The following is a 26043-nucleotide window of genomic DNA, read 5'->3' on the forward strand; positions in this document are numbered from 1 at the left end:
TATTATTGGATTAATGCTCAATTATGCAACACATTAACCTTGGCATAAATAGCTTTTCATCATTTATCAATTTAAACCGCTAAACACACGTATTTCATTTCTAGATACTCATCTAGTCCATGCCTTGAACCCTCTCGGCCAAGTCCTGATGACTTAATCCCTCCAAAAGGCGCAACTTCAGTTGAAATCAAACCCGTATTGACCCCAACCATACCAAACTCTAAGGCTTCAGAGACTTGATACACTAAACTGATATCACGAGCATATAAATATGCAGCGAGACCAAAGTCAGTGTCATTAGCCATGTTGATCACTTGCTCGACTGATTCGAATTCAAATATAGGCGCTAACGGGCCAAAGGTTTCTTCAGTGGCGACTTTCATTGCCTGTGTTGCGCCTTTTATGACAGTAGGTTCAAAATAATAACCGCCTAAGGGATGATTACTCCCTCCCAATAAAAGTTCTCCACCGAGTGCTAGGGCATCTTGAATATGCGACTCAACTTTACTTATGGCATTACTGTTAATTAACGGACCAATATCTGAAGATTTATCGATACCGTTACCAACTTTTAATTGCGCTACAGCTGCGACAAATTTTTCAGTAAAGAGGTCTATCACGCCTGATTGCACATAAATTCTATTTGCACATACACAAGTTTGGCCTGCATTTCTAAACTTTGCTTGCAGTGCTCCTTCGACTGCAGCATCAATATCTGCATCATTAAAGACAATAAACGGCGCATTGCCACCGAGCTCTAAAGACAACTTTTTAATGGTTGGTGCACATTGAGCCATTAATTTAACCCCAACGGCTGTAGATCCAGTAAACGAAAGTTTTCTCACGGTTTTACTGCTGCATAGCACTTTACCAATTGCTTTCGCATCACCAGTGACCACATTAAAAATACCTGCGGGAATGCCAGCTCTATCAGCTAACTCTGCCAGTGCTAACGCGCTATAAGGGGTGTCAGGGGCAGGTTTTACAATCATGGAGCAACCAGCAGCAAGTGCTGGCGCAGCTTTACGGGTGATCATCGCTAATGGAAAATTCCATGGCGTTATAGCAGCCGTTACCCCAATAGGCTGTTTCGTCACAACAATGCGTTTATCACCTTGATGGCCAGGAATCGTTTCTCCGTAAACTCGTTTAGCCTCTTCAGCAAACCACTGAATAAATGACGCTGCGTAGCCAACCTCTGCTGCAGACTCTGTTAAGGGTTTCCCCTGCTCTAATGTCATGATTAAGGCTAAGTCATTAGTGTTTTCAATAATCAATTGATACCAAACTAATAACACCTGCTGTCTTTCTTTCGCTGTTTTAGCTTGCCATTGAGACAAAGCAACTTGGGCTGATGTAATCGCTAACTGCGTTTCTTCAGCTGCCATTTCAGGTACAGTCCCAATTGATTCATTGGTTGCTGGGTTAGTAATCACAGTAGACTCGCCAGATACTGCATCACACCATTGACCGTTAATGTAGGCTTGTTGACGAAATAGATTTGAATCGCGAAGTTGCAGCATGATGGCCTCATAACAATTAGCAAAAAATGGCAAAGAGATTGGCGTAAATTAGGTGGTGCTTTGGCATAAAGACGCACACATTGATATTGATGTTAGCGAATTTGCCCTCAGATAACGAGAATAACTTACTATAAGTTAATCATTTAAAATAATTGACTTTTTTATTGGTTAATCACAAATGTGAGCTTGGTTATAAAGCTGCAAAAAAAATTGCAATCCTCGGGTAGCAGAGTATCTTAAATAGTAAAGAAGTTGTCATACATAAGGAATTAACCATGCTCGAAACGGGATTAAAAGTATTGTTTGTGCTGGTATTTTTCGTCATTGCCTACAAGCTTATCTTTTCTGGAGCTCGAGGTTTAAAAGTTTTCGAAATGCACTTTAAAGACGGAAAACTCAATAAGCATTCAGGAAAAATTCCTGAGCGTTTCTCACGTGAATGTAAATCTATCGCTAAACATGAAAAGCTCACTTGTACTGTCAGAGCCGAAAAACTTAATGGTGTCAGACTGCACATTTCGGCCAATATCGATGACAAGATTTCACAACGAATTAGGAATGTGTTTCCATTTGAATACTACGATAAGAAGCAACCTGATAATTCAAAGCTCAAAGGTTAATTAAGCTGAACAATCAAGCAATAAAATGGCGCTGATATCTCAATATCAGCGCCATTTTTGCATTGTGAAGTTGCACACGATGAACGTTAAACAATCAGAGTTAATTTATTGTAGTTAGATTATTGTAGTTAACTCATAATAGTCACAGGAAATGAAACTCGTACACACTGCTAATTAGTTAACCTTTTGAATGACTAAAGTGACTTCAGCCACTGTGATACCGAATTTAATAATGTCGCTTTTATTAATAATGGTATTTTCATCCACTAAAAACATCCAATCATCAAAATGAACTTCATATTCTGAATCATCAACCACTAAGTTCATATCATAAGCCCAGCGAAGCGCAATGCCCCTCGCTTCACCTTCAGCTATGCCCAAGATATCGTTAGCAGTGCCTTGATACTTACCATTACCTAAATCGGTTATTTTCCAAATGCGGGTTTGTTTTTCGCCATCATCGTAAATAAACCATTCATTAATCACCCCTTCATCACCTTGCCAACTGGCTTCCATGGTGACGGTAAATTTTCGCGTCACTGTGCCAGAATAATCTTGAACAATGCCTGATGCGGTCAACTGGCCATCGAAGAATGTTTTAAGGTTTAATACGGGGGTCGTTTTATCATAATCCTCAATCGATGCTGAAGAGCAAGACATCAACACCAATCCTGCGATTACCACTAAAAAGTATGATTTTATTTTGCTTAGAAGACCCATTATTTGTTTGCTCCAATCAATTGCTCACGTAATTCAGGTCTGCTGGTTTGCTCTGATAGCCAAATACCTAAAAACGCTTTTGAAAATCCAGGTTCTTCGATTATCGGTAAGGGTTTGTCATTATAATAAAATTGGCCCAAGTCATCGCTATGCATCATAAAGCTTAGCTTATCGCCCTCTTTAACGTCTGGCCACGCTTGCTCTATTTGCTGCTGTAATCTTGGAATATCTTGATTGGCAATGCCAATGTGTTGCCACTGATCCACTGTTGCTTCGATAAGATCTTCAGCTTCAATATCACGATGGTATTGAATCTCAAGCTTTAACGGTAGCTGACTATTCTGATAGTCACCATCTACCGACATTAACCTCGCGCTATAGATTGAGAACCAGAGTAAGTCCATGTCTGCTTCACCGACCATCTGCAGCTCTATATGCTTATTATCATACACCTGCAATAAGTTAACATTGACTTGTTCTTTCTCAATCAAATCCCTCTCAAACTGAGCTGATGACACAGATAATGGCGTCAATACAATACAAAGTAATAAGGTGTAGACTTTCATTGTGTTAACTCCTCTCGGGTAATATTTTTCATTGAACGATTAAAGAAAAAGATGAAACATTTCATACCAATTTTTCAAAATCGGTACGAGCATGTTTTAAGCCAATCACCTTTGACAGCCACAGAAATAAAGGGAACATCAATGACCAAATCAACATAAGTGCTAAACCAGAAGTCACTGTGCCATAGGGTAGCTCTACGGCATTTAAATTGGCTCCACCGATGTAACTTAAGCTGCCAAAAATGCCCCCTAGAAGGGCTTGTATCGAAATAGGAAAATGATTAAACAAGGCTAAACTGTAATTAAGTGACAGAGCAAAATAACCCCATAGTAAACCCAACCACAATGGAAATACCTGAAACTCAAACAACCCTATACCTACAAGCACGGTATCCAACAAGATCCCCACCGAGGCACACACCATTAATACTTTAAAATCAAAACTCTTTTGCTGACTGGCGACAAAGTGCCAAATAATCAAAATAATTGGGATAATAATAAGTTGGTTAGCTGCAAGTACACCTGCCCACCAAATCACTTGAAATGCCAGTGCATTGATAATATTGGTATGGGCAGAATGTGGCATTATTTATACGCCGCCAGCTAAAGTGGTGCGGTATTGTGGTCGCACTGCAACCAAATGTACCGTACTCGTTGTACGTTCTAAAAAGCCACCTTCGCAATAGCTTAAATAAAACTTCCACATACGGATAAAGTCATCACCGTAACCAAGTTGCTTAATGGTGTCTTGCGCCTTATCAAAACGCTCATGCCAGTGATACAGGGTTTGCGCATAATCTTTGCCCATGTCATCGACAGACCACACCACCATGTCAGTTTGCTTCGCTACATGTTTATTCATTTCGCTAACAGATGGTAAACAGCCCCCTGGGAAAATATAGCGCTGAATAAAGTCAACGCCTTTGCGATAACTGTCATAACGCTGATCGGCAATGGTAATCGCCTGAATTAACATTCTTCCTGATGGCTTTAGCAAGGTTTCTAATTTTTTAAAGAATCCAGGTAAATACTCATGCCCTACAGCCTCAATCATTTCGATAGACACTACGCGGTCATATTCACCTTCAAGCAATCGATAATCACTTTTGAGTAAAGTGACTTTATCTTGCAGACCTTCTTTATTCACTCTGTCGACAGCATAATCATACTGCGCATCTGAAATCGTGGTAGTGGTAACGTTTACATCAAAGTGCTTTGCGGCATAGATTGCCAATGCGCCCCAACCGGTGCCGACTTCAAGCAACGTTTGCCCAGCTTTTAAATCTAAACGTTCGCAAATTGTGTGCAGTTTATGCAGTTGAGCTTCTTCTAAACTCGCGTCTTTGTGAGGATATAATGCACTCGAATAAAGCATTTCTTTATCAAGAAATTGCTCGTACATTGAGTTGCCTAGATCATAATGAGCGAGAATGTTTCGTTTAGAACCTGCGGTAGAATTACGATTAAAGACGTGAGTTAATCGGTTCATCCCGACACTAAACCATGAAAAGTAGCGTTCAATATTATCGAGTAATGCTAAGTTGCGCGCGAATAACTGCACGACTTTGGTTAAGTCAGGACTAGACCAATGACCTTGGATGTAAGCTTCACCTGCACCGATAGAGCCGCCCCAAATAATTTGCTTATAAAAACTTGGGTGAGTCACTTGAATGGTCGCGTGTAAGTCAGACTCAAAATCCCCGAATGTTAAACTTTGCTCAGCCGTATCGTCCCTGCCTGAATTAACAATGGTCAAATAGCCACCAGAGAGGTGTTTTAACGCACGTAATAAAATTTTCTTTGCAAAGCTATCTGAAATACTTGCTTGCTCTACGTTCGCATTAATCGCTGTATTGTCCATATATCTCTCCGATTCTTACTTTTAGCATTTCAATTTTTACAATGATGTCTTTCAGTACGTAACAAACTGTCTTTTGGTTTAATTTAAGTTTAATCAGTGTGGGGATGAGCAATAAATGGGATTCTTTTTACAAATAGCTTCATCGCTTGCCAATAAATGCCCCACATGATTTTCAGTGTCATCACAGGAAACCCTATCAACATGTTGCGAATATTACTGGCATTAAATGACTTCCTTCTCAGCTGAAGGCTGGCATCAAATAACTTATTATTGGCATCATCTCGATTTTGAATGGTCACATTAAGTCGCTTGCTGGGTGCAACGACCTGCCATTGATAATGCATGTCCAAATCCATAAATGGCGACACATGAAAAACTTTATCTGTGGTTTCTGTTTGCTCAAGATTCACCAGATAACAATGGCGTTGATCCCACGGTGTGTTACTGACTTCAGCCAACATGTAAATCGGCTGCTTATCTTGATAGCAAAAATAGAAATTAACTGGACTGAAGTAAAAACCAAAATGACGCACTTGACCGGCAAAAATCACTGACTCACACGATTTAGTTGCCCCCAATTGTTCGATGGTCCACAACACTCGTTGCTTTAGTGCTTTATCTGGTGTGGTATTACTGCTTTGCTTTAAAGAGACACTGTCAGGTATCTCTGTATCACTAAATTGCGATGCAAGGGAGTTTAAGTAGTCATTGGGATTAAACTTAAGCAAAGACCACTTCGTTGTACCAAACAGTCGACTCACTTTGGCTAAATTATCAACCTCATCTAAATCGATGGCCAATAATGCCATTTCATAGGCAAAACTATGGTTTTTAGGAGTAAAACGCCTGTGACTTACTTCACCTTGATACACGCCACTATTAAAACGGTCTTCAGCTATGCTTGAACTCATAGGCTGATGCCGAAATTATTACAAACATCTAGACCACTGCGTACACCATCTTCATGAAAACCGTTATACCAGTATGCTCCGGCAAAATGCGTATGGCGCACACCGCAAATTTTTGTTCGCTCTTTTTGTGCATTCATACTGGCTTCGTTAAACACAGGGTGAGCATAGTTAAATTTACGCAAAATTTTACTGCTATCAATTAAATCAGTCTGATTTAAAGTGACACAAAATGTCGGTGCATCTTTAGGTAAGCGTTGCAGAATATTCATATTGTAAGTCACGCTAGCAGGCTTATTAGCAATATCTTCAGCGTCTTTACCTTCTAAACGGTAATTCCAACTTGCCCAAGCAGCTTTTCTTTTCGGCAATAAATTAATATCCGTATGCAATACCACCTCATTATTTTGATAAGCCATTGCTCCGAGAACTTCTTTCTCATCTTCAGTGGCATCGGTTAACATCGCTAAAGCTTGGTCGCTATGACAGGCCAATATGACTTCATCAAAATAATGCACTTCATCATTGATTTTGATATTCACGCCATCTTCTTTACGCTCAATAGATGTAACTGGTGAGTTCAAAAATAATCGTTCTTTAAAGGGGGCTATCAATGCTGGGATATAACTGCGAGAACCACCTTCAAGCACATACCATTGCGGACGGTCGCTGATATTGAGTAAACCGTGGTGTTGGAAAAAGCGAATAAAGAAGCGTAATGAGAAAGCACGCAGGTCGTTGATGCTGGCTGACCAAATCGCGGCCCCCATCGGCAGGATATAATGCTCACTGAAAAAGTCAGAAAAGCCATGAGTGTCTAAAAACTCACCTAAGCTGTTTATTTGATAGTCTTCTGCTTCATATATGGCTTTACATTGATTATTAAATTTAACGATTTCAGCAAGGAAACGATAAAAATCAGGCTTTAATAAATTACGTCGCTGGGCAAACATACTCCACAAAGTGTGGCCATTGTATTCAAGCCCTGTTTGAGTGTTTTGCACGCTAAAGCTCATCTCCGTTGGCAGAGACTTAACCTGTAATCGCGCCATCAATTTTTGAAATCGTGGATAGGTTCTGTCATTGAACACAATAAAACCACTATCGATAGCGTAAGGCTTTCCTGCCACTTCCACATCAATTGTAGCTGTGTGTCCACCAATATAATCATTCGCTTCAAAAACGGTAACCTCATGCAACTCACTTAGTAAATGTGCACAGGTTAACCCTGAAATACCCGATCCAACTACGGCAATTTTTTTCATATTAATCCTTCAGGCTTATTCTTTTTATTTTATTAACTCGCCTAATAATGGTTACTAATAATCGCCATTATGAGGCCTTCTCAAGTTGTCATCTTTTATGCTTTGTCTGCTTTTGGCGTCAGCATATTGTTAATCACTACTGATGGCAGACAACTCATTAACTTAAGTAAATAGGTAAAACGCTTAGGAAAATGAATTTCGCTCTTACCCGTTTGCATGCCATGCATAATTGCAGTGGCGGCTTTATCGGCTGATATTTGCATTGGCATCGCAAAGTCGTTTTTATCCGTCAGTGGCGTTTTTACAAAGCCAGGACAAATGACACTTACGCCAATACCATGTGCTTTTAAATCCAAACGTAAGCTGCTTGCAAGGTAGTTCACAGCGGCTTTTGATGCGCCATAAGCCTCAGCTTTAGGAAAAGGTAAATAGGTCGCACTTGAACTCATCAAGCCGACTCGGCCATTGACTGCGATTAAAGGTAAAAAATGCTCTAAACAATAACCCATTGAAATAACATTAGTTTGAATGACACGCTCGAATAAAGCGCCATCAAACTGAACAGGGTTATTAATGTATTCACAACTCCCCGCATTTAAAATGACCATCTTGAGGGTCAGGTTATCTTGCTGTAAATGATGCGTAAGCTGTTCTGCCGCTTGCTCAATTTGGTGTTTATCATTGATATCAAATACCAGCGGCGTGGCGCCTTTGATGGTATTTAGTCTTTGGGCGTTACGACCACAAGCAAACACTTGGTAGCCTTCAGCGACATACTGCATCGCAAGCGCAAAACCAATGCCTGAGCTTGCACCAGTTATCAGCACTGCGTGTTGACTATTTGCTTGCTTCATTGAGGCGCTCATGATGATGCCTTAGCTTTAACCATGCTTATCACTTTGCCCAATACAGGAATTTGCTCATACAACATTTGACCAAGGTCGAAATAGTCTCGATGAGATGTGATTTTGTCTGAAAAGATAAGGTGACTCATGCCATCAACTTGGATTGGATTAGCGCGATTAAGTTTACTGTGGCTGTAGGTCATCTTCCAAAACACAGAAGCTTGTTCGCTCGTGGCGCAGATCTGTTCAATATCGAAATTAATTGAATCGACATTGGCATATAGATTGGCAAAATAATCGGTTAGCGCACTCATTCCCTTAACGGTATGCAATGGATCTTGAAATACAATATCGTCACTGTATACCTGCTTTAAGAGGTGCAATGTGTCTTTATTGAGTCTTTGGTACATGTTAACAAAGTCATCAATAATCTGCGGCTGTTCAGGTTCAGTTGTCTCAGTCACCTTACTCACCTGCTTAGCGCTAGCAAGTTCGGCAGCTGAAGTCGCCATCGTCGGCTGAAGTAATTCACTAACGTTATTAGTGCTACTGTGCATTTAACTCTCCTTGAACCATCTCATTAAACATCATGTGCTGCTAATCATGCTGTTGCTAAGCATGATGCGCCAATTATCCTTCAGGCTATTTTTAACAACAAAAACGAGTAGTTATCTATTGATATTAATCTTAGTCGAAAGATTTGTCTTACAGAATTTAAACAATAAAAAAAATAATTTTGTTAATTGTTTATACGTCGGTTTTGTTTAAGCAGATCAAAAAAGGCGCTTAGAATTCTCTAAGCGCCTTTTTATTTATTTTAGCTTTTACTTTAGTTTTTACTTTAGCTCTTACTTAACTACTCACTGAATGGCTTACTTCACTGCATACTTCGCTAGCTATTATGAACTTCGCTACTAGCTACACTGGCAAAATGATATGAGCGAGTAAGTTATTGTGTATTTATAAGTAAAGTTACTCGTAACCTCTCACCGCAATTGGGTTCCAGTTTTTCTCAACTTCTTCTTTAATGAACTTCTGTTTCGCTTCACTCAACTTAGCTTCATTAATTCCCACTGCAGCGTGGGCTGATTCTTTAGAGCTAATATCAGGGTATTCCACCTTAGTGACTTTCAAGCTTTCAAGCACTTGTGCTAATACTGCTCTTGCCATTTTAGCTTGCGATGTTGCACGGCTCAGTAACATACGACCTTCATCAGGGTTATGAGCATATAAACCGTGTGATGCCATAGCGAAATCCCAATGCCATTGACCATGACGAATAGCCATAATTGCACTGTTCATTTGTTCCCAATTAGCACCAGCATCCCAAGCCGCTTTGGCTTCATAATGTGCTTTCACTAATAACCCTTCTACTTCACGGGCCATGGTTTCAATTTCATGCTTATCAGCATCTAATTTAGCTTTAATAGCTTCTTTGCTTTCATGACAACCAATACAGGTTTTATCAAAATGCGGCAATGCTTTATCTACTTTGTGGTTAGTAAACTCTTCGCCTTTGGCATTTTCTTCTACCGGCATATGACAAGTAATACAGGTGACATTGGCTTCAGCATGCTTACTGCGACTCCAATGCTCAAATTCTGGATGACGTGCTTTCAGTATTGGGGTTTTAGAAATCGGGTGGATCCACTCGTAGAAACGACGTGTATCGTAGTATTTCAAAATATTGTCGGTATCACTGCCGAAAATCCACGGCATGTTAACCACATTGCTTTTTTCAGGTTGGAAGTAATACGTCACATGACACTGACCACATACTTGCGCCCCTTGCATTGAGACATCTTGCTTCTCAAACGGAATACCTGTCTTCTGCATGGCGTTTTGCGCATGCGGACGTGGTAAAGCCAATTCTGCACTACCATCCACATGACAATCAGTACAGTAAACAACACTGTTTATCTCAGTGCCTAAATCAGTAAAGTTTGAAGCAGAATAACCTTCAAAACCCATTTCTTTAATCAAACGAGGTGCATCAGGGGTTTTACAAGTCCAGCAGCTAGCTGATGTGCCCATTTCACCTTCTTTTGGCGGTACACCAGTACGCAATGTTTGCGTGACATCGGCTACTGCAAATTGGTGACCACGAGGGCTATGGTACTCTTTAGCAAAAGAAGAGCCAGCCCATAAAATAATATTGGCAGGATAACTAGCGAGCATATCTTCGCGTTCAGTTTGCTCTTCAGTTTCAGCCCAAGTCTTAAACTGATCAGGGAATTTAGCTTCATTGACATCAGCTTTAGCGATCGCTGCAGCACACGTTGTCATCCCTACAAGCGACACTAAGACTTGACACAAACTCTTGCTTAACGCTTTACCCGCTAGATGTTTTTTAGCAAACAATGCTAATTGCATATTCACAATTCTTCCTTTAAAAATAATCAATAAATGGCGTAATAACATGAAGCCGTTACTTAGCCTGGACGCCCATCAATACGTGGGCGAGATAAAATTGGACTGTAATGCCAAACAAACAATCCAAAAGCGAGAAACCAAAATCCACCTGCTAACCACAACCAAGTTTGGGTTTGCGCAGGAAATATCAGGGGCATCACTGCACGCAATAACGCAGCAATAGGTAAACAGACAAAAGCTAATATCATGTTAGGACCTTGATATATATTTCTGCTTGTATGACCCAGTGACACTCTTGAAATCATTGATAAACACAATGATGCTAAACAGCCGATGGCAAACAAATGTAATAAGCTGCGATAAGCAAATTCATTGTTAATAAACCAACCTAAACCCAACAAGGCAATAGGTAAAGATAAGTAAGATAAATGCAATGACCACAGCATTGGCTCTTTCAATGTTTTGTGGGGTAGCCAGCGACTGATTCTAATCAAGTGTAATACACCAGCACTGAGCAATAGCACTTGTTCAACGGCCATCGGTAAAACCTTAAAAATAGCCTGAACAACAAGGGCAATCATTAACACTAGTAAGCTTTTTTCCAATGCAAAAATGGGCTCAGCTTTGGGTTGCTTTACTCTCATTGCAGTAAAGAATGGAATCACTCTTCCACCGACAATAGTGATCAGTAATGCTAGCCAAAATAACATTCCTTGCCAGATTTGATTAGCTAAAATGAAATTACGCTCTTGTAATGCGTAATAACTCACAAGATTCACTATCAAAGCAACAGTAAGCATGATCGAGAAACCAATATTTTGCCACTGTTTCACTCGATAAACGCAGCGCCACATAGTGAAAGCTGCAATACCTAAAAACAGACTATCGAATATGGCAGGTAAGAATAATGGGATATCAAATGGCAGTAATAATAATAACCTTGCCAATAACCAACTGCTAAAAGTAATCGCTAAAGTGGGACCTTTAAGGCTAGGTTGGTTAGTCCATGTTTGTACCGCTGTCAGTAAAAAGCCACACACAATCGCCATGGCAAAACCAAATAACAACTCATGTGGATGCCACCAAAGTGGCAAGACATTCGACCAAAAGTTACTATTAAATAAACTGTACTGCGGTGTGTACCAACCCATTAGCCATAGGGGAATATATAACATTGCCAATGCAGCGCCGCCCAAGAAAAAAGGTCTGAATGCTAATCGCCATATTGCAGCGGTTTTCTCAGTTTCTGCCGGATCGTCAATATTTAGCATAATAATCAAACCTTTTTAATAACGCACTAAAGATGCATTTGAAATATATGTTTATTGTATGTCGTTATTTCTTTTACAGCAATGATAAAAATGCATCACCTTACAAACCTAGTAGAATCTGTGATCTGTCGCAAAGAAAGTGAGCTAAATTGCTCAATAAAAAAGCCACGATTAAGTGGCTTATTCAAATAACAAATGGCTTACATGGGATATTCAGTATTAGCGCTTTAGCGCACTTAACACCTCTATAGCCCGTTTTCGCGCTGCGCTATGCTCAACAATTGGTGATGGGTAAGCCTGATTAGTAACCTTATCTTGTGGCGCAACATTTCCAAACAAATCATCTTCATTAAAACGAATCTCAGACTGTTCAATAAACAAAGGCTGATGGATCAGTTTAAGTGACTGCTGCGCTAATTCAGGGACATAATGTTTTATAAAACTGGCATCGGGGTCAAATTTACTGCTTTGGTTCATTGGATTAAACACACGAAAATAAGGCTGAGCATCACATCCCGTTCCAGCGGACCATTGCCAGCCACCATTATTTGCAGCTAGATCACCATCAATGAGTTTTTGCCTAAAATATCGCTCACCCCAGCGCCAATCAATAAGCAAATGTTTAGTGAGGAAACTGGCCACGACCATTCTTAAACGATTATGCATCCAACCCTTTTGATTAAGCTGTCTCATCGCTGCATCAATGATTGGGAAACCTGTACGCCCCTCACACCATGCTGCGAACTGCACATCATCATTTACCCATTGAACATCATCGCCTTTTTCATTAAAGCTTTTGCCTTTTGAAAGCCTCGGGAAAGCGACTAAAAGATGGCGATAAAATTCCCGCCAAGCCAGTTCATTTATCCATGTTTTAGCAGGGCTTGTATCATCCACTAGCGCTTCAGGGTAATAGCTCAAAGCTGTCGCTAAGCATTGCTTTGCACTGATAACACCAATTGCTAAATAGGGTGATAATTTACTGGTGTTATCTAATGCCGGAAAATCTCTTTCGAGTTGATAATCCTGAATGTGCTGCTGACAAAAATAATCCAATATTCGTTTGGCTTCTCCCTCTCCTGCTCGCCATAAATTGCTTGAGACTTTTTTAGCAACATGGTCAGTCTCAAACACTATCGGATCTGGCTCAGCTAATGCAGGTCCTATTGGCGCAGGGACAGGTAAAGGAGCAATCATTTTACTCGACGCGATTTGACGCCATTTTTTGGAAAATGGCGTAAAGACCTTATACATCTGTCCCGAAAGGTTTTTCACCTCGCCCGCATTGATAATGCAGTCTTGAGTAACAAAAGTGATTGGCAGACCAATATCGAGTAATTGTTGATCGCGCTTTCGTTCGTTAAACTCAGGCTCTTGAGTCGCAAATACTTGATCTATCTGATTATCAGTTAAAAAGTTGGGCAGCCAATCCATCACATCATCAAACCAAGGCAAGGTCACTACCGTGAGTTTTACCCCTAACGCCGCCAGACCTTGTGCAAGGATATTTAGATGACGCTCAATAAAATCGATTTGAATCGGGGCAACATCATGGCTTTGCCATTGTTTAGGGCTAACAATATATAAGGCTTCAACCTGCGGACAGGTCGACTTATCAAAATTGGCCAATTCTGTTTTCGCCAAAGCAAATGCTTCACAAACAGCAAGGTTGTCGGCAAGACGTAAATCTTGTCTAAACCAAATAAGTGATTTCATGTCAGGGCCTTAACTCAGATTAAAACAAGGATGAAGTGAAGAATTAATTGAACAAATACAGGCCAAAAATTATTGGCCTGTATTTTAATGTTTAAGTTTAATAAGCGTATCGTAGTCTTAATGCTTCAGGGTGAGGGTTTAGATAAACCTGACCTTCAATATATGGTGTTGGATACTCACGCAGATAGTGATTAATCAATGTAATAGGTACTAGTAAAGGTAACAGTCCTTCACGGTATTTCATGATTGATTCAGTTAATTCTTGTTTTTGCTCTTTAGAAAGATGCTTCTTAAAGTAGCCCTGAATATGCTGCAAGGTACTGGTGTGGTTTTTACGAGTTGCTTTAATCTTTAACGCCGTCATAAAACCTACAAAATAGCTTTGCGCAGCAGCATCAAGATCATCAATGTTCGCTAAAACCGGCCCTAAATCACGATACCATTGAGGGCTATGAGCCATTAGAAGGTATTTATAACGGGCGTGAAACTGCATTAGTTTATGCTTGGTCCAGCCTTCAGCTTGCAAGGTATGCCACTCATGATACGCATATACTCGAGTGATAAAGTTTTCTTTAATCACTGGGTCATGCAAGCGCCCCTCTTCTTCCACAGGTAACTCTGGGTAGGTATCCATCAATTTTTTTGCAAATACACCCACGCCGCTTTTGGTACCGTTATTGGTGCCGTACTTATACTCAATGACTCTTTCCATGCCACAGGTTGGCGATTTAGCGCAAAGAATGTAACCACCAATAAAGTCGAGTTCACCAACACGTTTTTGACTGTACTCTTCAAGTTTATCTGTTACATCAATACTGCCATCAGCACTTTTTAAATAAATTTTATCGCCGTCGAGCTCTTGACGGATAGTTTTGCGAGGCGCGCCCATACCTATTGCCATCTCTGGGCAAACACTGATGTAGTCGAAAAATGGAGCGAGGTCGATATTGCAGTAATTTGAGTTTTTATGGCCGCCATCAAACCGCACTTTTTGACCTAATAGGCAGCTGCTGATACCAATTTGTATTTTTTCAGGATTAAAGATTTCTCTATTCACGATACGACTCCTTGTGGCTTAAAGACCATTACGTTGTGTAATGGCGTTTAGATCACTTGCCTGTATTGATATTAGCCTTTAACTCATTAAATTATAATAAAAAGTAAATTTTTATCTTGATAGAGATGAAATCGGAGGTTTACTGTTCCAACCTATAACTCATGTGATGTTTAAAAAACAAGCATCACATGAGTAAGAGTATAAACGACGCTAGAAAGCCTATGAATAGATTAGCTATCGGCCTTTTCTGCGTGGCGTTGTCCAAATATCTCTAAGCCCCAAACGAGTCCAATACCCACCAGCAGACAAATAACGGCTGCGGCAAGCTGTGATGACTCACCTGTTAGTTGCTCAAACTGCATCGGTGATAAGTTTTGCTCAGTAAGCGGTACTTGCTCGCCTTTTGAATTTTCGCGCCAGGTTAATACTTCTTTCCAGGGCCAAATTTTTCCTAAGGTGCCGAGCATTAACCCTGTTAGAAATAATAATGTCTCATCATGGAATTTACGTAACATGGCAGATAACACATGACTAAAGCTTAATAGCCCAACGACGCACCCCATTGCAAAACATGCCAATAATAGAACATCAAACCCCTTTGCCGCTGCCAATACTGCAGGATATAGCCCTAATAACAACAAAATGAAGCTTCCTGAAATACCCGGTAAAATCATTGCGCAAATAGCAATACATCCGGCAAAGAAAAAGTTCAAATATCCGGCATCTAATTCAATGGGATTTAATACAGTAATAAACCAAGCAAAGGCTACACCGAATACAAACAACACGCAGCGCAATAGGTTGATGCTGCCCACTTGCCTTAGCATGTGCACCACTGAAAACAGAATTAAACCAAAGAAAAATGACCAAACTGGTACAGGATGGTTGGTCAATAACCATGAAATCAGCTTAGCGAGACTGAATATACTGGTGAGAATACCGCCAAAAACAGCCACTAAAAAAGGGCCATTAATGTGCATGAATGCAGCTTTAATGCCTTGCTGTTTTATCACGCCTAATAATGAAGGGTTAATCTTTTTAATCCCGTCTAATAATGGCTCTAAAATCCCTGTAATAAATGCAATCGTGCCACCCGAGACACCAGGAACCACATCTGCGGCGCCCATCGCCATTCCTTTGAAATAATTTAATAGTTGCTGCAAAGCTAATCCTTAGTAAAACACCTGAAATCTAAATTTATCTAACCCTATTTGCGATAAAGGTCGTGATAAAGCCCCAAATTAAGACTGAGATAAAGACTGAGATTTAGCACTTTGCCATTTAGCCAATAACAAAGTGAAAATACCAAATCGAATTATACCTGCAACGGCGCAAGAGACTAATTAATCTTTTTCAATTTACATAGGTTATGTGCAAGTGGTTACAAGGATGTTAAACTCACTTCAAACTAACTCATCAGACCAGATGTAAAAATAATTCTAATAAGACAAGGATTGATATGAGCAGCTCAAAACCCAACCATGTATTAGCTTTATATAACAAGGTAACTAAGTACCCTTTTGGACATAAGATTTTCTCTATTATGGTATCAAGAATGGCGCCATATTTTGCCACGGTAAAACCACTGGTTACCGATCTTACTGTTAACCGATGCTCAGTATTAATTAAAAAACGTAATGCGGTTCATAATCATATTAAAACCGTTCATGTCATCGCCATTTGTAACGGTTTAGAAATGGCAATGGGAGTGATGGCAGAAGCATCAGTGCCTAAACACCTTCGTTGGATCCCAAAAGGCATGTCTGTCGATTATACCGCCAAAGCGGGTAGTGACATTGTGTGCGTTGCTGAAGTCACCCCAGAACAATGGCAAGTCGGAGATTTACTCGTCCCCGTTAACGCCTACGATACTGATGGAAATGTTGTGGTTAAAGGCACGATTAAATTATGGATTTCTGAAAAGCCGCAAAAGTAATTGATATCATAAGGTTGAAAGCTTAACCCTGTATCTTTTTCGATCACAGGCTGTTACGCTTTCAGCACTTTTATCATTAGAAAACACAACAAAAATAAAGATATGAATAGCAAAAAGGATTCTGCAGCTCATATTGGTACCTCACCCAATTCAGCAAGTACCGCAGCAAATACTGTAATAAGTCGTTCGAACTCATCAAGTGCCATCGCCAGCTCAAACAAACGCCCAAATACCATTAACGAAAGCCACGGCAACCGCAATAGCAATATGGATGCACTTAGAGGCATAGCCATATTGGGCATTTTATTCATGAACATCTTTTTTATGAATGACAGTTTTTATGGTTACGCAGCGCATTTACCACAAATAGCATCAGATAGAATTTTAGAAGTGTTCAGTAACTTCTTTCTAGAAGGACGCTTTTTAAGCCTGTTGTCTATTTTATTTGGCGCAGGATTACTGATTCAGTATCAACGCTTCGAAGCCAATAACTTACCCGCTTATCCATTGATTAAAAAACGCCTTAAATGGCTCATTGTTTTCGGGCTGATTCACGGCATTTTCATTTGGGGTGGTGATATTCTACTGACTTATGGCATTAGTGCTTTTCTAGCACTTAATTACGTTAACGCAGATATTGAAACCATTAAAAAGCGTGCCAATCAATTTATTTTTGCTGCACTAGTACTTGTGGCTTTATTCTCTCTTGCCATTGAAGAAGAACATTATTTTAGAGGCTCAGAACTGCATCAGCAGCAGCTTTTAGATTGGTCTGCAGCTTATATTAATGTCGTTTTGCTACAATTAATGCAAGTGGGCTTTATGCTAATGCTCATCCCGCTCACTATCATGTGGTATGCAGGCGGGTTAATGATGTGGGGCATGGTCCTGTATAAGCAAGGCGTATTCGAACATGGCTTGGATAGAAAAACACTGCTTCAATGTATTATTGTGGCGATATTATTTTCAACCATTGACTCAATTTTAAGCTTTTCATCCAACCCCGTTTTAGTTGAATTATCGACAAGCATGATGATGGTGAGCGCAATAGCAATGGCGTTAGTTTATGTGCATCTTATAGTCAAAATTTGCCAAAACAGTCAACGGGTTTTAGCGCCATTTCAAGCTGTCGGTAAACTTGCATTTAGCTGCTATATTTTTCAATCTCTGATTGGTGTCAGCATTTTTCGTTACGCTATAAGCCATTATGCAAGTGACTTATACATGAGCTTGAATCGAGTAGACTATTTCCTTATCGCAATCATCATAACCCTGTTACAGTTAGTGTTAGCGCCAGTCTATCTACGATTTTTTAACCAAGGCCCGTTAGAAGCCCTGTGGCGCAAACTTGTTATGGCAAAGTCCAACACGTGAACGGCAAACCAGGAAGGCCTATGAGTCAATATCTCAAAGCATTATTTGCGGGTATAGCGCTGTTATTATTAAGTAGCTGTGTTAGCTGGGTAGCGCCCAATGTTGAGTCAGATCTGCTTGAGCTGCAACCAGGTGAATATCAACTGGATGAAAACCATGCCGCGCTAATTTTTAAAATTCAGCATTTGGGCTTATCAACTTATGTTGGCCGCTTTAATCAGTTTGACGCTGAACTTAATTTTGATCCTAACGATATGGCAGCTGCGACGCTCAGCGCCGTAGTTGATATAAGCTCGATTGACATCAACAACCCTGACTTAAGCGACACCTTGCAAGAAGATACTTGGTTTCACAGTGCCCAATTCCCTCAAGCTGCATTTGTAAGTCATACCGTTACCCCCATTAATGACACCAGCTTTAATTTCAGTGGTGATTTAACCTTACGCGGTGTGACGAAACCCGTGACCTTCACGGCGACTTTTCATGGCGGCGCAGATAACTGGATGACAGGCAAGTACACTGTCGGTTTTAGTGCTGTAGGCCAAATAAAACGCTCTGATTTTGGCATGAGTAGTTATATACCGATTGTTGGCGATGAGATTGAATTAGAAATTTATGCTGAATTTTTAAAATAAAAAAGCGAGTCTATGATGAAAATTTTCGGCCTGATAAGTTTAGCAACCATGTTAGTCATCGGCTTTATGATATCGATGAACCTTGGCTATTACTTGTTGGCAGTCAATCTGATCAGTGGCTTTATCACATGGCGAGATAAACGCGCGGCAAGTAAACAGAAGTGGCGCATCCAAGAGCAAACACTGCATGGTTTTGCACTTATAGGTGGCTGGCCCGCCGGTATTATTGCGCAAGAGGTGTTCAGACATAAAACCCAGAAAACGCCGTTTAAGTGGATTTATCGCTTAATGATATTAGTTAACTTTTCTTTTGCTTCTTTAATGGCTTATATCACTTTTTTTGCTCAATAATGTCACATCTTGCTGCTAAACCAGCGAGCCGATAAAGCCTAGGTACAACAAATGACGCTTTCGCTTTACCCCGCTTATTTCTATCAGTACCATGCATATCAGGTTCTCAATCAGAATTTTTATCGACTGACTTGCGCATAACTTCCTTGTTACTTACCTATTAAATAACAGGCTTATTAACGTAAAAGTTACTCGAGGTTGAAACGATACCGTTTCAGCTAAAAAACTTACTAAAAAATACATCGGGATTAATACTATGAAAGTCGTTTTGGCTGTATGCGTCATCGCAGGACTCATCTTTTACTTTTTCACTCAATCAAATAATAAAAAAGCTGCCCAAGAAAATATAACGAAAGGCAATGCTTTCTTACTTGAGAACCAAGCAAAAGAAGGCGTAGTAACAACACTTTCTGGCCTACAGTATTTAGTTATGCACAAAGGCGATGGCACAGAACACCCAAAAGCGACTGATACGGTTACAGTGCATTATCACGGCACATTAATTGATGGGACGATTTTCGATAGCTCGGTTGACCGTGGTGAAAGTATTGATTTTCCACTTAACCGTGTAATTCCAGGCTGGACAGAAGGTGTTCAGTTGATGAATGTTGGTGATAAATTTAAGTTCTTTGTTCCGAGCACATTAGCTTACGGCAACCGCGCTGCAGGTAAAATTGAAGGTGGTTCGGTACTGATTTTTGAAGTTGAGTTATTAGCGATTAACTAAGACGAAGCTAAGAATAAGACAGTTAACTCATCTGAATCATAAAAATGCCCTATTGGTTTAATCACCAATAGGGCATTTTTTATTCTGCATTAGCGTTGGTTGTACTTATTAACAACGAGTTCTTGCTCTAGTTCTTACTCTGGTTCTCACTCTGGCTCTCAGTCTGGTTTTAGCGCTTAAACTTACTTAGCTAAATCAAACGGGTCGTCAATAGACTTAGCCGGTGTAGTAAACCAAACAGGGCCAGCATCCGTCATATAAAAATGGTCTTCATGACGTACACCAAACTCTCCTGGTACACACAGCATTGGTTCATTACTAAAACACATACCCGCTTCTAGTGGCGTTTGATCATTTAACACTAAATATGGCCATTCATGAATATCTAAACCAACCCCATGACCTGTACGGTGTGGCAATCCTGGCACATCATACCCTGGACCAAAACCAGCATCGACAATCACCGCTCTGGCAGCTCTATCAACATTGGCACAAGTTTCACCAATTTGGGCTGCTGCGAATGCCGCAAGCTGGGCTTGCTGTTCAAGATCCCACAAACTACGTTGTCGCTCATTGGCTTCACCGAACACATAAGTACGGGTAATGTCAGAGTTATAACCACCAAGCTGACAACCCGTATCAATCAATACCGTATCATTTTGCTCAAGAGTTTTAGGTGATTTAACCCCATGTGGATACGCTGTATCTTCACCAAATAACACGATGCAAAAATAAGAACCCGCTGGAGCGCCAACACGTTTATGCGCTTCATGGATAAAAGCTTCAACCTCAGCTGTGGTTATCCCTTCATGTAAAATACTTGCAGTGGCCACATGCACAGCAAGTGTCATATCTTTTGCGCGTTGCAGTAAGCCAAGTTCAGCTGATGACTTAATCATTCTGCAGCCAGCTGTAATACTTTTTGCATTGATATAGTTCAGCTTGTCGTTAGCAAGGCGCATTCCATCGAAAATGAAGAATGCTGTTGACTCATCAATACCCACTTTACCGCTATGAATCCCCATATTGTCGAGCGTTTGTGCAAATAAGGCATAAGGGCTTTCATCCTCTTGCCAAGTATTCACTTTGCCTTTAATCGCCATATAGCCTTCAAGGGTATCTAGCTCAAAGGCAGGCGCAATATATTCAACATTACCTACAGCAGGAATAATCGCACCCACCACTCGCTCACTGGCGTACCATTTGGTACCAGTAAAGTAGTATAGGTTTGTGCCGGCATTGATATAAATGGCTTCAATGCCTTGTTGCTGCATTAAGCTTTGCGCTTTAGCAATACGTTGTTCGAATTCAGCTAATTCTATATGGGCTACATCAGTAGTCATATCAGATAAGCTAGCGAATGCTTGTTCTTGTGTTTGGGTGCCGACACCAATAGTCATAAATGACTCCATAAAAAGTTAACTGATGATGAGATATTTGCCATAGTGTAAACTGCTAATTTAAAATGTATACAATATAAAGTTACAAATTATGTTTAACCGCTTATCAATGATGCAACTATTACGCTGGTAACTTCTTTACTTGCAAATAACCTAACGCAATTGCGATAATCGCCATTCCTCAATAAGACTGAGTCAATCAGCAACCTCCAATGGAGCTATCATGTCAGAGAAAATCAATCAGCGGCTTGACGCTATTCGTCAGGAACTTACCAAACACAATCTAGATGCATTCATTATTCCTAGAGCTGATGAATACCTTGGGGAATATGTCCCTGAGCGCAACGAGCGCCTATTATGGGCGACTGATTTTACAGGCTCTGCTGGTATGGCCATTGTATTAAAAGACAGCGCCGCTATTTTCATTGATGGTCGTTACACCGTTCAAGTGAAGCAGCAAGTAAGTGCTGAGTTATTTAGTTATGAAAGCTTGTACGACACACCTCAAGTTGAATGGTTGATTGAACAACTAGGCGCAGGAGCGCGCGTAGGCATTGATAGCCGTTTACACACATTAGCTTGGTACCAACAAGCTGAGCAAAAACTGGTAAAAGCGAATTTAAGTCTAGTGAGCGTTGATGAAAACCCGATTGATGTTCATTGGCAAGATCGCCCTGCACTGTCAAGCGAGCTCATTAGCTTGTTCAGCCACGAAGGCGCAGGCCGAAACAGCATTGAAAAACGTCAGCAAATTGGTGAACTGGTCGCAAAACAAGGCGCTGACATGGCGCTAATTTCAGCATTAGATTCATTTTGCTGGTTATTGAATATTCGTGGCAGCGATGTTCCAAGACTGCCTGTGACTTTAGGTTGTGCATTACTTTCTACCAATGGCGATATGACCTTATTTGCAGATAGCAATAAACTGCCAGCAGGTTTTAGCGAGCATGTAGGTAGTGGCGTTGAGTTTAAAGATGAATCTTTACTGGCTGATGCATTATCACAATTGAATGGTGTGAAGTTACTGGCTGACCCTAATACGGCAAACGCTTGGAGCCAACTCACCGCTAAAAATGCTGGAGCAATACTCATCGCAGGTTCTGATCCTGTGGCACTCCCAAAAGCGCAAAAAAATGCTGCCGAGCTTAATGGCATGCGTGAAAGTCACCTGAGAGACGGTGTTGCAGTCAGTCGCTTCCTTGCTTGGCTTGACCGAGAAGTCGCAGCTAATATCATGCATGATGAAGCTGAACTTGCAGACAAACTTGAATCATTCCGCTTAACTGACCCGCTATACCGTGAACCGAGTTTTGATACTATTTCTGCTACTGGCGGTAACGGCGCAATGTGCCACTACAACCACCTTGACGGCACACCAAGTCAGATGACCATGAACAGCATTTATTTAGTTGATTCAGGCGCGCAATATATCGATGGCACAACCGATGTTACTCGTACTATCGCTATTGGCGATGTCACCGCTGAACAGCAAAAAATGTTCACTTTAGTATTAAAAGGACATATCGCCCTCGATCAAGCCAAATTCCCGAAAGGCACATCAGGTCAACAACTCGATGGCTTCGCACGTCAGTACTTATGGCAGCATGGCTGTGATTACGACCACGGTACAGGTCATGGTGTTGGTCACTTCCTAAGTGTTCACGAAGGCCCGCAACGTATTGGTAAAAATGTGAATAATGTGGCATTGGTTCCAGGTATGGTGCTGTCAAATGAGCCAGGTTATTACCGCGCAGATGAGTTTGGTATCCGTATTGAAAATCTAGTGGCTATCGTGCCATCGAAACTTGCAAATCCTGAAAGAGAAATGATGGAGTTTGATGCATTAACCCTTATTCCAATGGATAAGAGACTGGTTGATAAATCATTACTGAGCGAAGCGGAAGTAAACTGGTTTAATCAATACCATGAATTAGTCTTCGCTAAAATTTCACCTATGATGCAAGGTGATGACTTAGCGTGGTTAACTGAAGTAACTCAAGCAATTTAATTTACTGCTTACAATTAGCGTTTAAGAAAGCGTTTATAAAAGCACTTATAAAAAGTGCTTTAACATAATCAAGCTAAAAGCTAACTGTAATAATTTTGCTAAAACTGATAATGCCAAGCTCAATCTGAGCTTGGCATTTTTGTTGATACTAGTTTTAGCCTTAACACCTACAGCTAGCACATTGCTTATGTTTACTAAGCAGTCAGAATTCTATGCGGTGCAAGTAATAGGTTTACCGAAAATGCCAACTTCAGCTTAATAGATAATTTAGGTAAGAAATAATCAATTTTTTTTGTTATACTCCGCCGCCGCTTGTTATAGCCGTTATACTTCTATCTACAATCGGCAAACATTTAAACTGTTGAATAACGTGATTACCATAGGAATATACACCGATGAAATTTGAATCTTTTAGCTTCGCCCCAGAAATATTAAGTGCGATCGCTGATTGTGGTTATAAAACTATGACACCTGTTCAACAGCAAGCTATTCCAGCTATTCGCCGTGGTGAAGATGTCCTAGCGAGTGCTCAGACTGGTACAGGTAAAACGGCAGCATTTGCATTACCAATGCTTCAAAAAATGTTTGAAAATCCACGTGAATTACAGCATTCAAATACACGTGCATTGATTTTAACGCCGACCCGCGAACTTGCAGCTCAAGTCGCTGAAAACATTAACGACTACAGTAAAAATATTAACATCGAAGTGTTGACCATTTATGGTGGTGTTAAAGTCGCAACCCAAGCGCAAAAGCTTAAACGTGGTGCTGACATTATTGTTGCCACACCAGGTCGTTTATTAGAGCACCTTCTTGCTTGTAACTTAAGCTTATCAAACGTTGAATTTTTAGTACTCGATGAAGCTGACCGTATGTTAGACATGGGTTTTAGCACTGATATTCAAAAAATTCTTCAAGCAGTTAATAAGCAACGTCAAAACTTATTATTCTCAGCAACCTTTTCTACGTCAGTTAAAAAATTGGCTAATGAAATGCTAGAGAAACCAAAGGTGATTACCGCTGACAAGCAAAACACCACAGCAGCAACCGTCAGCCAAGTGGTATACCCCGTTGAGCAGCGTCGCAAACGTGAACTTTTATCAGAGTTAATTGGCACTAAAAATTGGCAACAAGTATTGGTGTTTACCGCAACTCGTGATGCAGCAGATGTGCTAGTAAAAGAATTAAACCTTGATGGTATTCCATCAGCGGTTGTACATGGTGAAAAAGCTCAAGGTAGCCGCCGCCGCGCTTTACGTGAGTTTGTTGAAGGCAAAGTACGCGTACTGGTTGCAACTGAAGTCGCTGCACGTGGGTTAGATATTCAAAATCTAGGTTACGTCGTAAACTATGACTTACCATTTCTTGCAGAAGATTATGTTCACCGTATTGGTCGTACAGGCCGTGCAGGTAAATCAGGTACTGCAATTTCATTTGTAAGTCGTGAAGAAGAACGTACCTTAGCGGATATCGAAAAGTTAATCGGTCAACCAATTCGCCGTATTACAGTTGCAGGCTATGAAGTCGGCAGCCGTGAAATGCTGCTTAAGCAAATTCAAAAGCGTCGTAGTTTCGCTAAGAAACAACAACGTTCTGACAATGCTGGTGAGCAAGTTGTGGCAGAGCGCAACATGCAAGGTCGCCGCGTGACTGTAGGTAAATCAAGCAGTACAGTTAAATACAAAAAACTGAAGTAATTGCTAAAGTAATAACCTAAGTTGAATATGATTAAAGGCGCTGATAGCGCCTTTTTTATTGCCTCGAACAAACTAAGTCGTAAAGACGTCAAACAGAATAAGTAAATCTAAATTCACTTTTATTCAATCGAGTGAAATAAAAAATGATATGCTCAGGTCTAGTATTAGTCGTTACTGTGAAAATTCATCGATTGCCTTACTTACTTGATAAGCTTGCTTGAAAAACTGGCTTGATAAACTAGTTTGATAAAGCAGATTGATAAGGCACATTGATAAGGATCAGTAACAACATTGAGCACTAGAGCGCAATAAATGCCTCGAAGAGCACGCAACATAGACCCTTTTAATTGAATATGGATTTCAGCATGTTAAAAAATTTGATGTTAGTCGCCGCAGTGGCCTTATTTAGTTTACCTTCAATGGCTAAACCCATTGCCAGTGATGAATACCACGTAATGCCATTGATGAATGGTCAGCAAATTCCTAGTGTTGACTTGCATGATGTTGATGGCAATAAGGTTAACTTAGAAGAGCTAACCGCTAAAAAGCCCACCATATTCTTCTTTTACCGTGGTGGTTGGTGTCCTTTTTGTAATATTCAAATGGGTCAATTAAAAGCCATTGAGCCTAAACTGATTGAAATGGGATTCCAATTAGTCGGCATCTCACCTGATTCACCCGCTAAATTAAAAGCATCAATTAACGACAATGAATTAGATTACTTGTTGTTGTCAGATGAAAAAATGGCTGCTTCACAAGCATTTGGCATCGCATTTTACACCAGTGAAAAAGTCACTTCGATGTATCAAGCAAAGTTAAGCGTTGATAACACGCTTTGGACAACACCAGAAGGTGATAAACGTTTAGTGCTGCCAGTTCCTGCTGTTTACGTAGCGGATAAAGCAGGCTTAGTGCATTTTCAATACATTAATCCAAACTACAAAGTGCGTCCTGCACCAGAGTTAATTTTAGCTGCGGCTGAATTGTTACAGAACCAGTAATTTTTTACTTAAAGGCGATAGTTATCACTATCGCCTTTTTATTTTTCCAGACTACTGTAAAACAAGTTAAGTTATTCTTTCTAATAAAATATCGAATCAGGTACACATCAACGTCGTAGCGTTTCGCCCAAACTGGATCGCAAAGCGTTATACAGCTCCCTCTCTTGGATTACCCTAGCAGCTCAGGCG

24 protein-coding genes are annotated in these 26043 nt (G+C 40.5%); 9 read left to right on the top strand and 15 right to left on the bottom strand.

Annotation, left to right across the window (positions count from 1 at the left end):
• Positions 1-71: 71 nt before the first annotated feature.
• A complete protein-coding gene (locus Q4600_RS01510; protein WP_303512951.1) occupies positions 72-1520 on the bottom strand; it encodes an NAD-dependent succinate-semialdehyde dehydrogenase in 1449 nt (482 codons plus the stop codon).
• A 278-nt stretch (positions 1521-1798) separates the two neighbouring features.
• On the opposite strand from Q4600_RS01510, the gene Q4600_RS01515 reads away from it, so the two are divergent.
• Positions 1799-2143 (top strand): DUF3634 family protein, encoded by a 345-nt coding sequence (locus Q4600_RS01515; protein WP_102529750.1) that lies wholly within the window; start codon positions 1799-1801, stop codon positions 2141-2143.
• A gap of 174 nt (positions 2144-2317) precedes the next feature.
• Here Q4600_RS01515 and Q4600_RS01520 read toward each other — a convergent pair whose 3' ends face one another.
• The 13 genes from Q4600_RS01520 to Q4600_RS01580 form a co-directional block, all read right to left on the bottom strand.
• On the bottom strand, positions 2318-2863 hold the full coding sequence (locus tag Q4600_RS01520; protein WP_303512422.1) for a DUF3833 domain-containing protein: 546 nt from the start codon (positions 2861-2863) through the stop codon (positions 2318-2320).
• Positions 2863-3429, bottom strand: a complete 567-nt coding sequence (locus Q4600_RS01525; RefSeq protein ID WP_303512419.1) for a chalcone isomerase family protein — start codon at positions 3427-3429, stop codon at positions 2863-2865. Before Q4600_RS01525 ends, Q4600_RS01520 begins: the two co-directional genes overlap by 1 nt.
• A 61-nt stretch (positions 3430-3490) precedes the next feature.
• Positions 3491-4015 carry a DUF2878 domain-containing protein gene (locus tag Q4600_RS01530; RefSeq protein WP_102529753.1) on the bottom strand — a complete coding sequence of 175 codons (525 nt, stop codon included), beginning with the start codon at positions 4013-4015 and terminating at the stop codon, positions 3491-3493.
• Positions 4016-4018: 3 nt separating this feature from the next.
• Positions 4019-5290 carry a cyclopropane-fatty-acyl-phospholipid synthase family protein gene (locus tag Q4600_RS01535; RefSeq protein ID WP_303512416.1) on the bottom strand — a complete coding sequence of 424 codons (1272 nt, stop codon included), beginning with the start codon at positions 5288-5290 and terminating at the stop codon, positions 4019-4021.
• A gap of 89 nt (positions 5291-5379) precedes the next feature.
• A complete protein-coding gene (locus Q4600_RS01540) occupies positions 5380-6201 on the bottom strand; it encodes a DUF1365 domain-containing protein (RefSeq protein WP_102529755.1) in 822 nt (273 codons plus the stop codon).
• Positions 6198-7463 (bottom strand): NAD(P)/FAD-dependent oxidoreductase, encoded by a 1266-nt coding sequence (locus Q4600_RS01545; RefSeq protein ID WP_303512413.1) that lies wholly within the window; start codon positions 7461-7463, stop codon positions 6198-6200. Before Q4600_RS01545 ends, Q4600_RS01540 begins: the two co-directional genes overlap by 4 nt.
• A 95-nt stretch (positions 7464-7558) precedes the next feature.
• The gene (locus Q4600_RS01550) at positions 7559-8329 is read right to left on the bottom strand and encodes an SDR family NAD(P)-dependent oxidoreductase (protein WP_303512409.1); all 771 of its coding nucleotides are present in this window, start codon (positions 8327-8329) and stop codon (positions 7559-7561) included.
• Positions 8326-8865 carry a nuclear transport factor 2 family protein gene (locus Q4600_RS01555; RefSeq protein ID WP_303512406.1) on the bottom strand — a complete coding sequence of 180 codons (540 nt, stop codon included), beginning with the start codon at positions 8863-8865 and terminating at the stop codon, positions 8326-8328. The genes Q4600_RS01550 and Q4600_RS01555 overlap by 4 nt, the downstream gene beginning before the upstream one ends.
• A gap of 415 nt (positions 8866-9280) precedes the next feature.
• A complete protein-coding gene (locus tag Q4600_RS01560) occupies positions 9281-10594 on the bottom strand; it encodes an ammonia-forming cytochrome c nitrite reductase subunit c552 (protein WP_303512948.1) in 1314 nt (437 codons plus the stop codon).
• Between the two features lie 146 nt (positions 10595-10740).
• The gene (locus Q4600_RS01565) at positions 10741-11952 is read right to left on the bottom strand and encodes an NnrS family protein (RefSeq protein ID WP_102529757.1); all 1212 of its coding nucleotides are present in this window, start codon (positions 11950-11952) and stop codon (positions 10741-10743) included.
• A 219-nt stretch (positions 11953-12171) separates the two neighbouring features.
• Positions 12172-13668, bottom strand: coding sequence for a deoxyribodipyrimidine photo-lyase (locus tag Q4600_RS01570; RefSeq protein WP_303512402.1), 1497 nt, complete (start codon positions 13666-13668; stop codon positions 12172-12174).
• Positions 13669-13765: 97 nt separating this feature from the next.
• Complete coding sequence (locus Q4600_RS01575; RefSeq protein WP_303512945.1) at positions 13766-14728, bottom strand: DUF523 and DUF1722 domain-containing protein; 963 nt, start codon at positions 14726-14728, stop codon at positions 13766-13768.
• A 227-nt stretch (positions 14729-14955) separates the two neighbouring features.
• Positions 14956-15888: a DUF368 domain-containing protein gene (locus tag Q4600_RS01580; RefSeq protein WP_303512400.1), complete on the bottom strand. Its 933-nt coding sequence runs from the start codon at positions 15886-15888 to the stop codon at positions 14956-14958.
• A 296-nt stretch (positions 15889-16184) separates the two neighbouring features.
• On the opposite strand from Q4600_RS01580, the gene Q4600_RS01585 reads away from it, so the two are divergent.
• The 5 genes from Q4600_RS01585 (at position 16185) to Q4600_RS01605 (ending at position 19748) form a co-directional block, all read left to right on the top strand.
• Complete coding sequence (locus Q4600_RS01585; RefSeq protein ID WP_102529761.1) at positions 16185-16661, top strand: hotdog fold domain-containing protein; 477 nt, start codon at positions 16185-16187, stop codon at positions 16659-16661.
• Between the two features lie 102 nt (positions 16662-16763).
• A complete protein-coding gene (locus Q4600_RS01590) occupies positions 16764-18035 on the top strand; it encodes a DUF418 domain-containing protein (RefSeq protein WP_303512396.1) in 1272 nt (423 codons plus the stop codon).
• 20 nt (positions 18036-18055) lie between these two features.
• The gene (locus Q4600_RS01595; protein ID WP_102529762.1) at positions 18056-18670 is read left to right on the top strand and encodes a YceI family protein; all 615 of its coding nucleotides are present in this window, start codon (positions 18056-18058) and stop codon (positions 18668-18670) included.
• Between the two features lie 12 nt (positions 18671-18682).
• Positions 18683-19021 (top strand): DUF1294 domain-containing protein, encoded by a 339-nt coding sequence (locus tag Q4600_RS01600; RefSeq protein ID WP_102529763.1) that lies wholly within the window; start codon positions 18683-18685, stop codon positions 19019-19021.
• A 256-nt stretch (positions 19022-19277) separates the two neighbouring features.
• The gene (locus tag Q4600_RS01605) at positions 19278-19748 is read left to right on the top strand and encodes an FKBP-type peptidyl-prolyl cis-trans isomerase (RefSeq protein ID WP_102529764.1); all 471 of its coding nucleotides are present in this window, start codon (positions 19278-19280) and stop codon (positions 19746-19748) included.
• 182 nt (positions 19749-19930) lie between these two features.
• On the opposite strand, the gene Q4600_RS01610 is transcribed toward Q4600_RS01605, so the two are convergent.
• On the bottom strand, positions 19931-21148 hold the full coding sequence (locus Q4600_RS01610) for a Xaa-Pro peptidase family protein (protein WP_303512392.1): 1218 nt from the start codon (positions 21146-21148) through the stop codon (positions 19931-19933).
• 223 nt (positions 21149-21371) lie between these two features.
• Between Q4600_RS01610 and Q4600_RS01615 the strand changes: the two genes are divergently transcribed.
• The 3 genes from Q4600_RS01615 (at position 21372) to Q4600_RS01625 (ending at position 25854) form a co-directional block, all read left to right on the top strand.
• Complete coding sequence (locus Q4600_RS01615; protein WP_303512390.1) at positions 21372-23156, top strand: aminopeptidase P family protein; 1785 nt, start codon at positions 21372-21374, stop codon at positions 23154-23156.
• 395 nt (positions 23157-23551) lie between these two features.
• The gene (locus tag Q4600_RS01620) at positions 23552-24853 is read left to right on the top strand and encodes a DEAD/DEAH box helicase (protein WP_102529767.1); all 1302 of its coding nucleotides are present in this window, start codon (positions 23552-23554) and stop codon (positions 24851-24853) included.
• 365 nt (positions 24854-25218) lie between these two features.
• The gene (locus Q4600_RS01625) at positions 25219-25854 is read left to right on the top strand and encodes a peroxiredoxin-like family protein (protein ID WP_102529768.1); all 636 of its coding nucleotides are present in this window, start codon (positions 25219-25221) and stop codon (positions 25852-25854) included.
• Positions 25855-26043: the final 189 nt, after the last annotated feature.

This window comes from Shewanella sp. 2_MG-2023 (genome assembly GCF_030548905.1).
Classification (GTDB): domain Bacteria; phylum Pseudomonadota; class Gammaproteobacteria; order Enterobacterales; family Shewanellaceae; genus Shewanella; species Shewanella electrodiphila.

Bases quoted from the DNA above. Each gene is read 5' to 3' on its own strand.
- Q4600_RS01585 (WP_102529761.1), top strand. From the start codon at position 16,185: ATGAGCAGCTCAAAACCCAACCATGTATTAGCTTTATATAACAAGGTA.
- Q4600_RS01530 (WP_102529753.1), bottom strand. From the start codon at position 4,015: ATGCCACATTCTGCCCATACCAATATTATCAATGCACTGGCATTTCAA.
- Q4600_RS01600 (WP_102529763.1), top strand. From the start codon at position 18,683: ATGATGAAAATTTTCGGCCTGATAAGTTTAGCAACCATGTTAGTCATC.
- Q4600_RS01590 (WP_303512396.1), top strand. From the start codon at position 16,764: ATGAATAGCAAAAAGGATTCTGCAGCTCATATTGGTACCTCACCCAAT.
- Q4600_RS01540 (WP_102529755.1), bottom strand. From the start codon at position 6,201: ATGAGTTCAAGCATAGCTGAAGACCGTTTTAATAGTGGCGTGTATCAA.
- Q4600_RS01555 (WP_303512406.1), bottom strand. From the start codon at position 8,865: ATGCACAGTAGCACTAATAACGTTAGTGAATTACTTCAGCCGACGATG.
- Q4600_RS01515 (WP_102529750.1), top strand. From the start codon at position 1,799: ATGCTCGAAACGGGATTAAAAGTATTGTTTGTGCTGGTATTTTTCGTC.
- Q4600_RS01605 (WP_102529764.1), top strand. From the start codon at position 19,278: ATGAAAGTCGTTTTGGCTGTATGCGTCATCGCAGGACTCATCTTTTAC.
- Q4600_RS01520 (WP_303512422.1), bottom strand. From the start codon at position 2,863: ATGGGTCTTCTAAGCAAAATAAAATCATACTTTTTAGTGGTAATCGCA.
- Q4600_RS01610 (WP_303512392.1), bottom strand. From the start codon at position 21,148: ATGACTATTGGTGTCGGCACCCAAACACAAGAACAAGCATTCGCTAGC.
- Q4600_RS01545 (WP_303512413.1), bottom strand. From the start codon at position 7,463: ATGAAAAAAATTGCCGTAGTTGGATCGGGTATTTCAGGGTTAACCTGT.
- Q4600_RS01550 (WP_303512409.1), bottom strand. From the start codon at position 8,329: ATGAGCGCCTCAATGAAGCAAGCAAATAGTCAACACGCAGTGCTGATA.
- Q4600_RS01535 (WP_303512416.1), bottom strand. From the start codon at position 5,290: ATGGACAATACAGCGATTAATGCGAACGTAGAGCAAGCAAGTATTTCA.
- Q4600_RS01565 (WP_102529757.1), bottom strand. From the start codon at position 11,952: ATGCTAAATATTGACGATCCGGCAGAAACTGAGAAAACCGCTGCAATA.
- Q4600_RS01525 (WP_303512419.1), bottom strand. From the start codon at position 3,429: ATGAAAGTCTACACCTTATTACTTTGTATTGTATTGACGCCATTATCT.
- Q4600_RS01570 (WP_303512402.1), bottom strand. From the start codon at position 13,668: ATGAAATCACTTATTTGGTTTAGACAAGATTTACGTCTTGCCGACAAC.
- Q4600_RS01595 (WP_102529762.1), top strand. From the start codon at position 18,056: ATGAGTCAATATCTCAAAGCATTATTTGCGGGTATAGCGCTGTTATTA.
- Q4600_RS01560 (WP_303512948.1), bottom strand. From the start codon at position 10,594: ATGACAACGTGTGCTGCAGCGATCGCTAAAGCTGATGTCAATGAAGCT.
- Q4600_RS01620 (WP_102529767.1), top strand. From the start codon at position 23,552: ATGAAATTTGAATCTTTTAGCTTCGCCCCAGAAATATTAAGTGCGATC.
- Q4600_RS01625 (WP_102529768.1), top strand. From the start codon at position 25,219: ATGTTAAAAAATTTGATGTTAGTCGCCGCAGTGGCCTTATTTAGTTTA.
- Q4600_RS01615 (WP_303512390.1), top strand. From the start codon at position 21,372: ATGTCAGAGAAAATCAATCAGCGGCTTGACGCTATTCGTCAGGAACTT.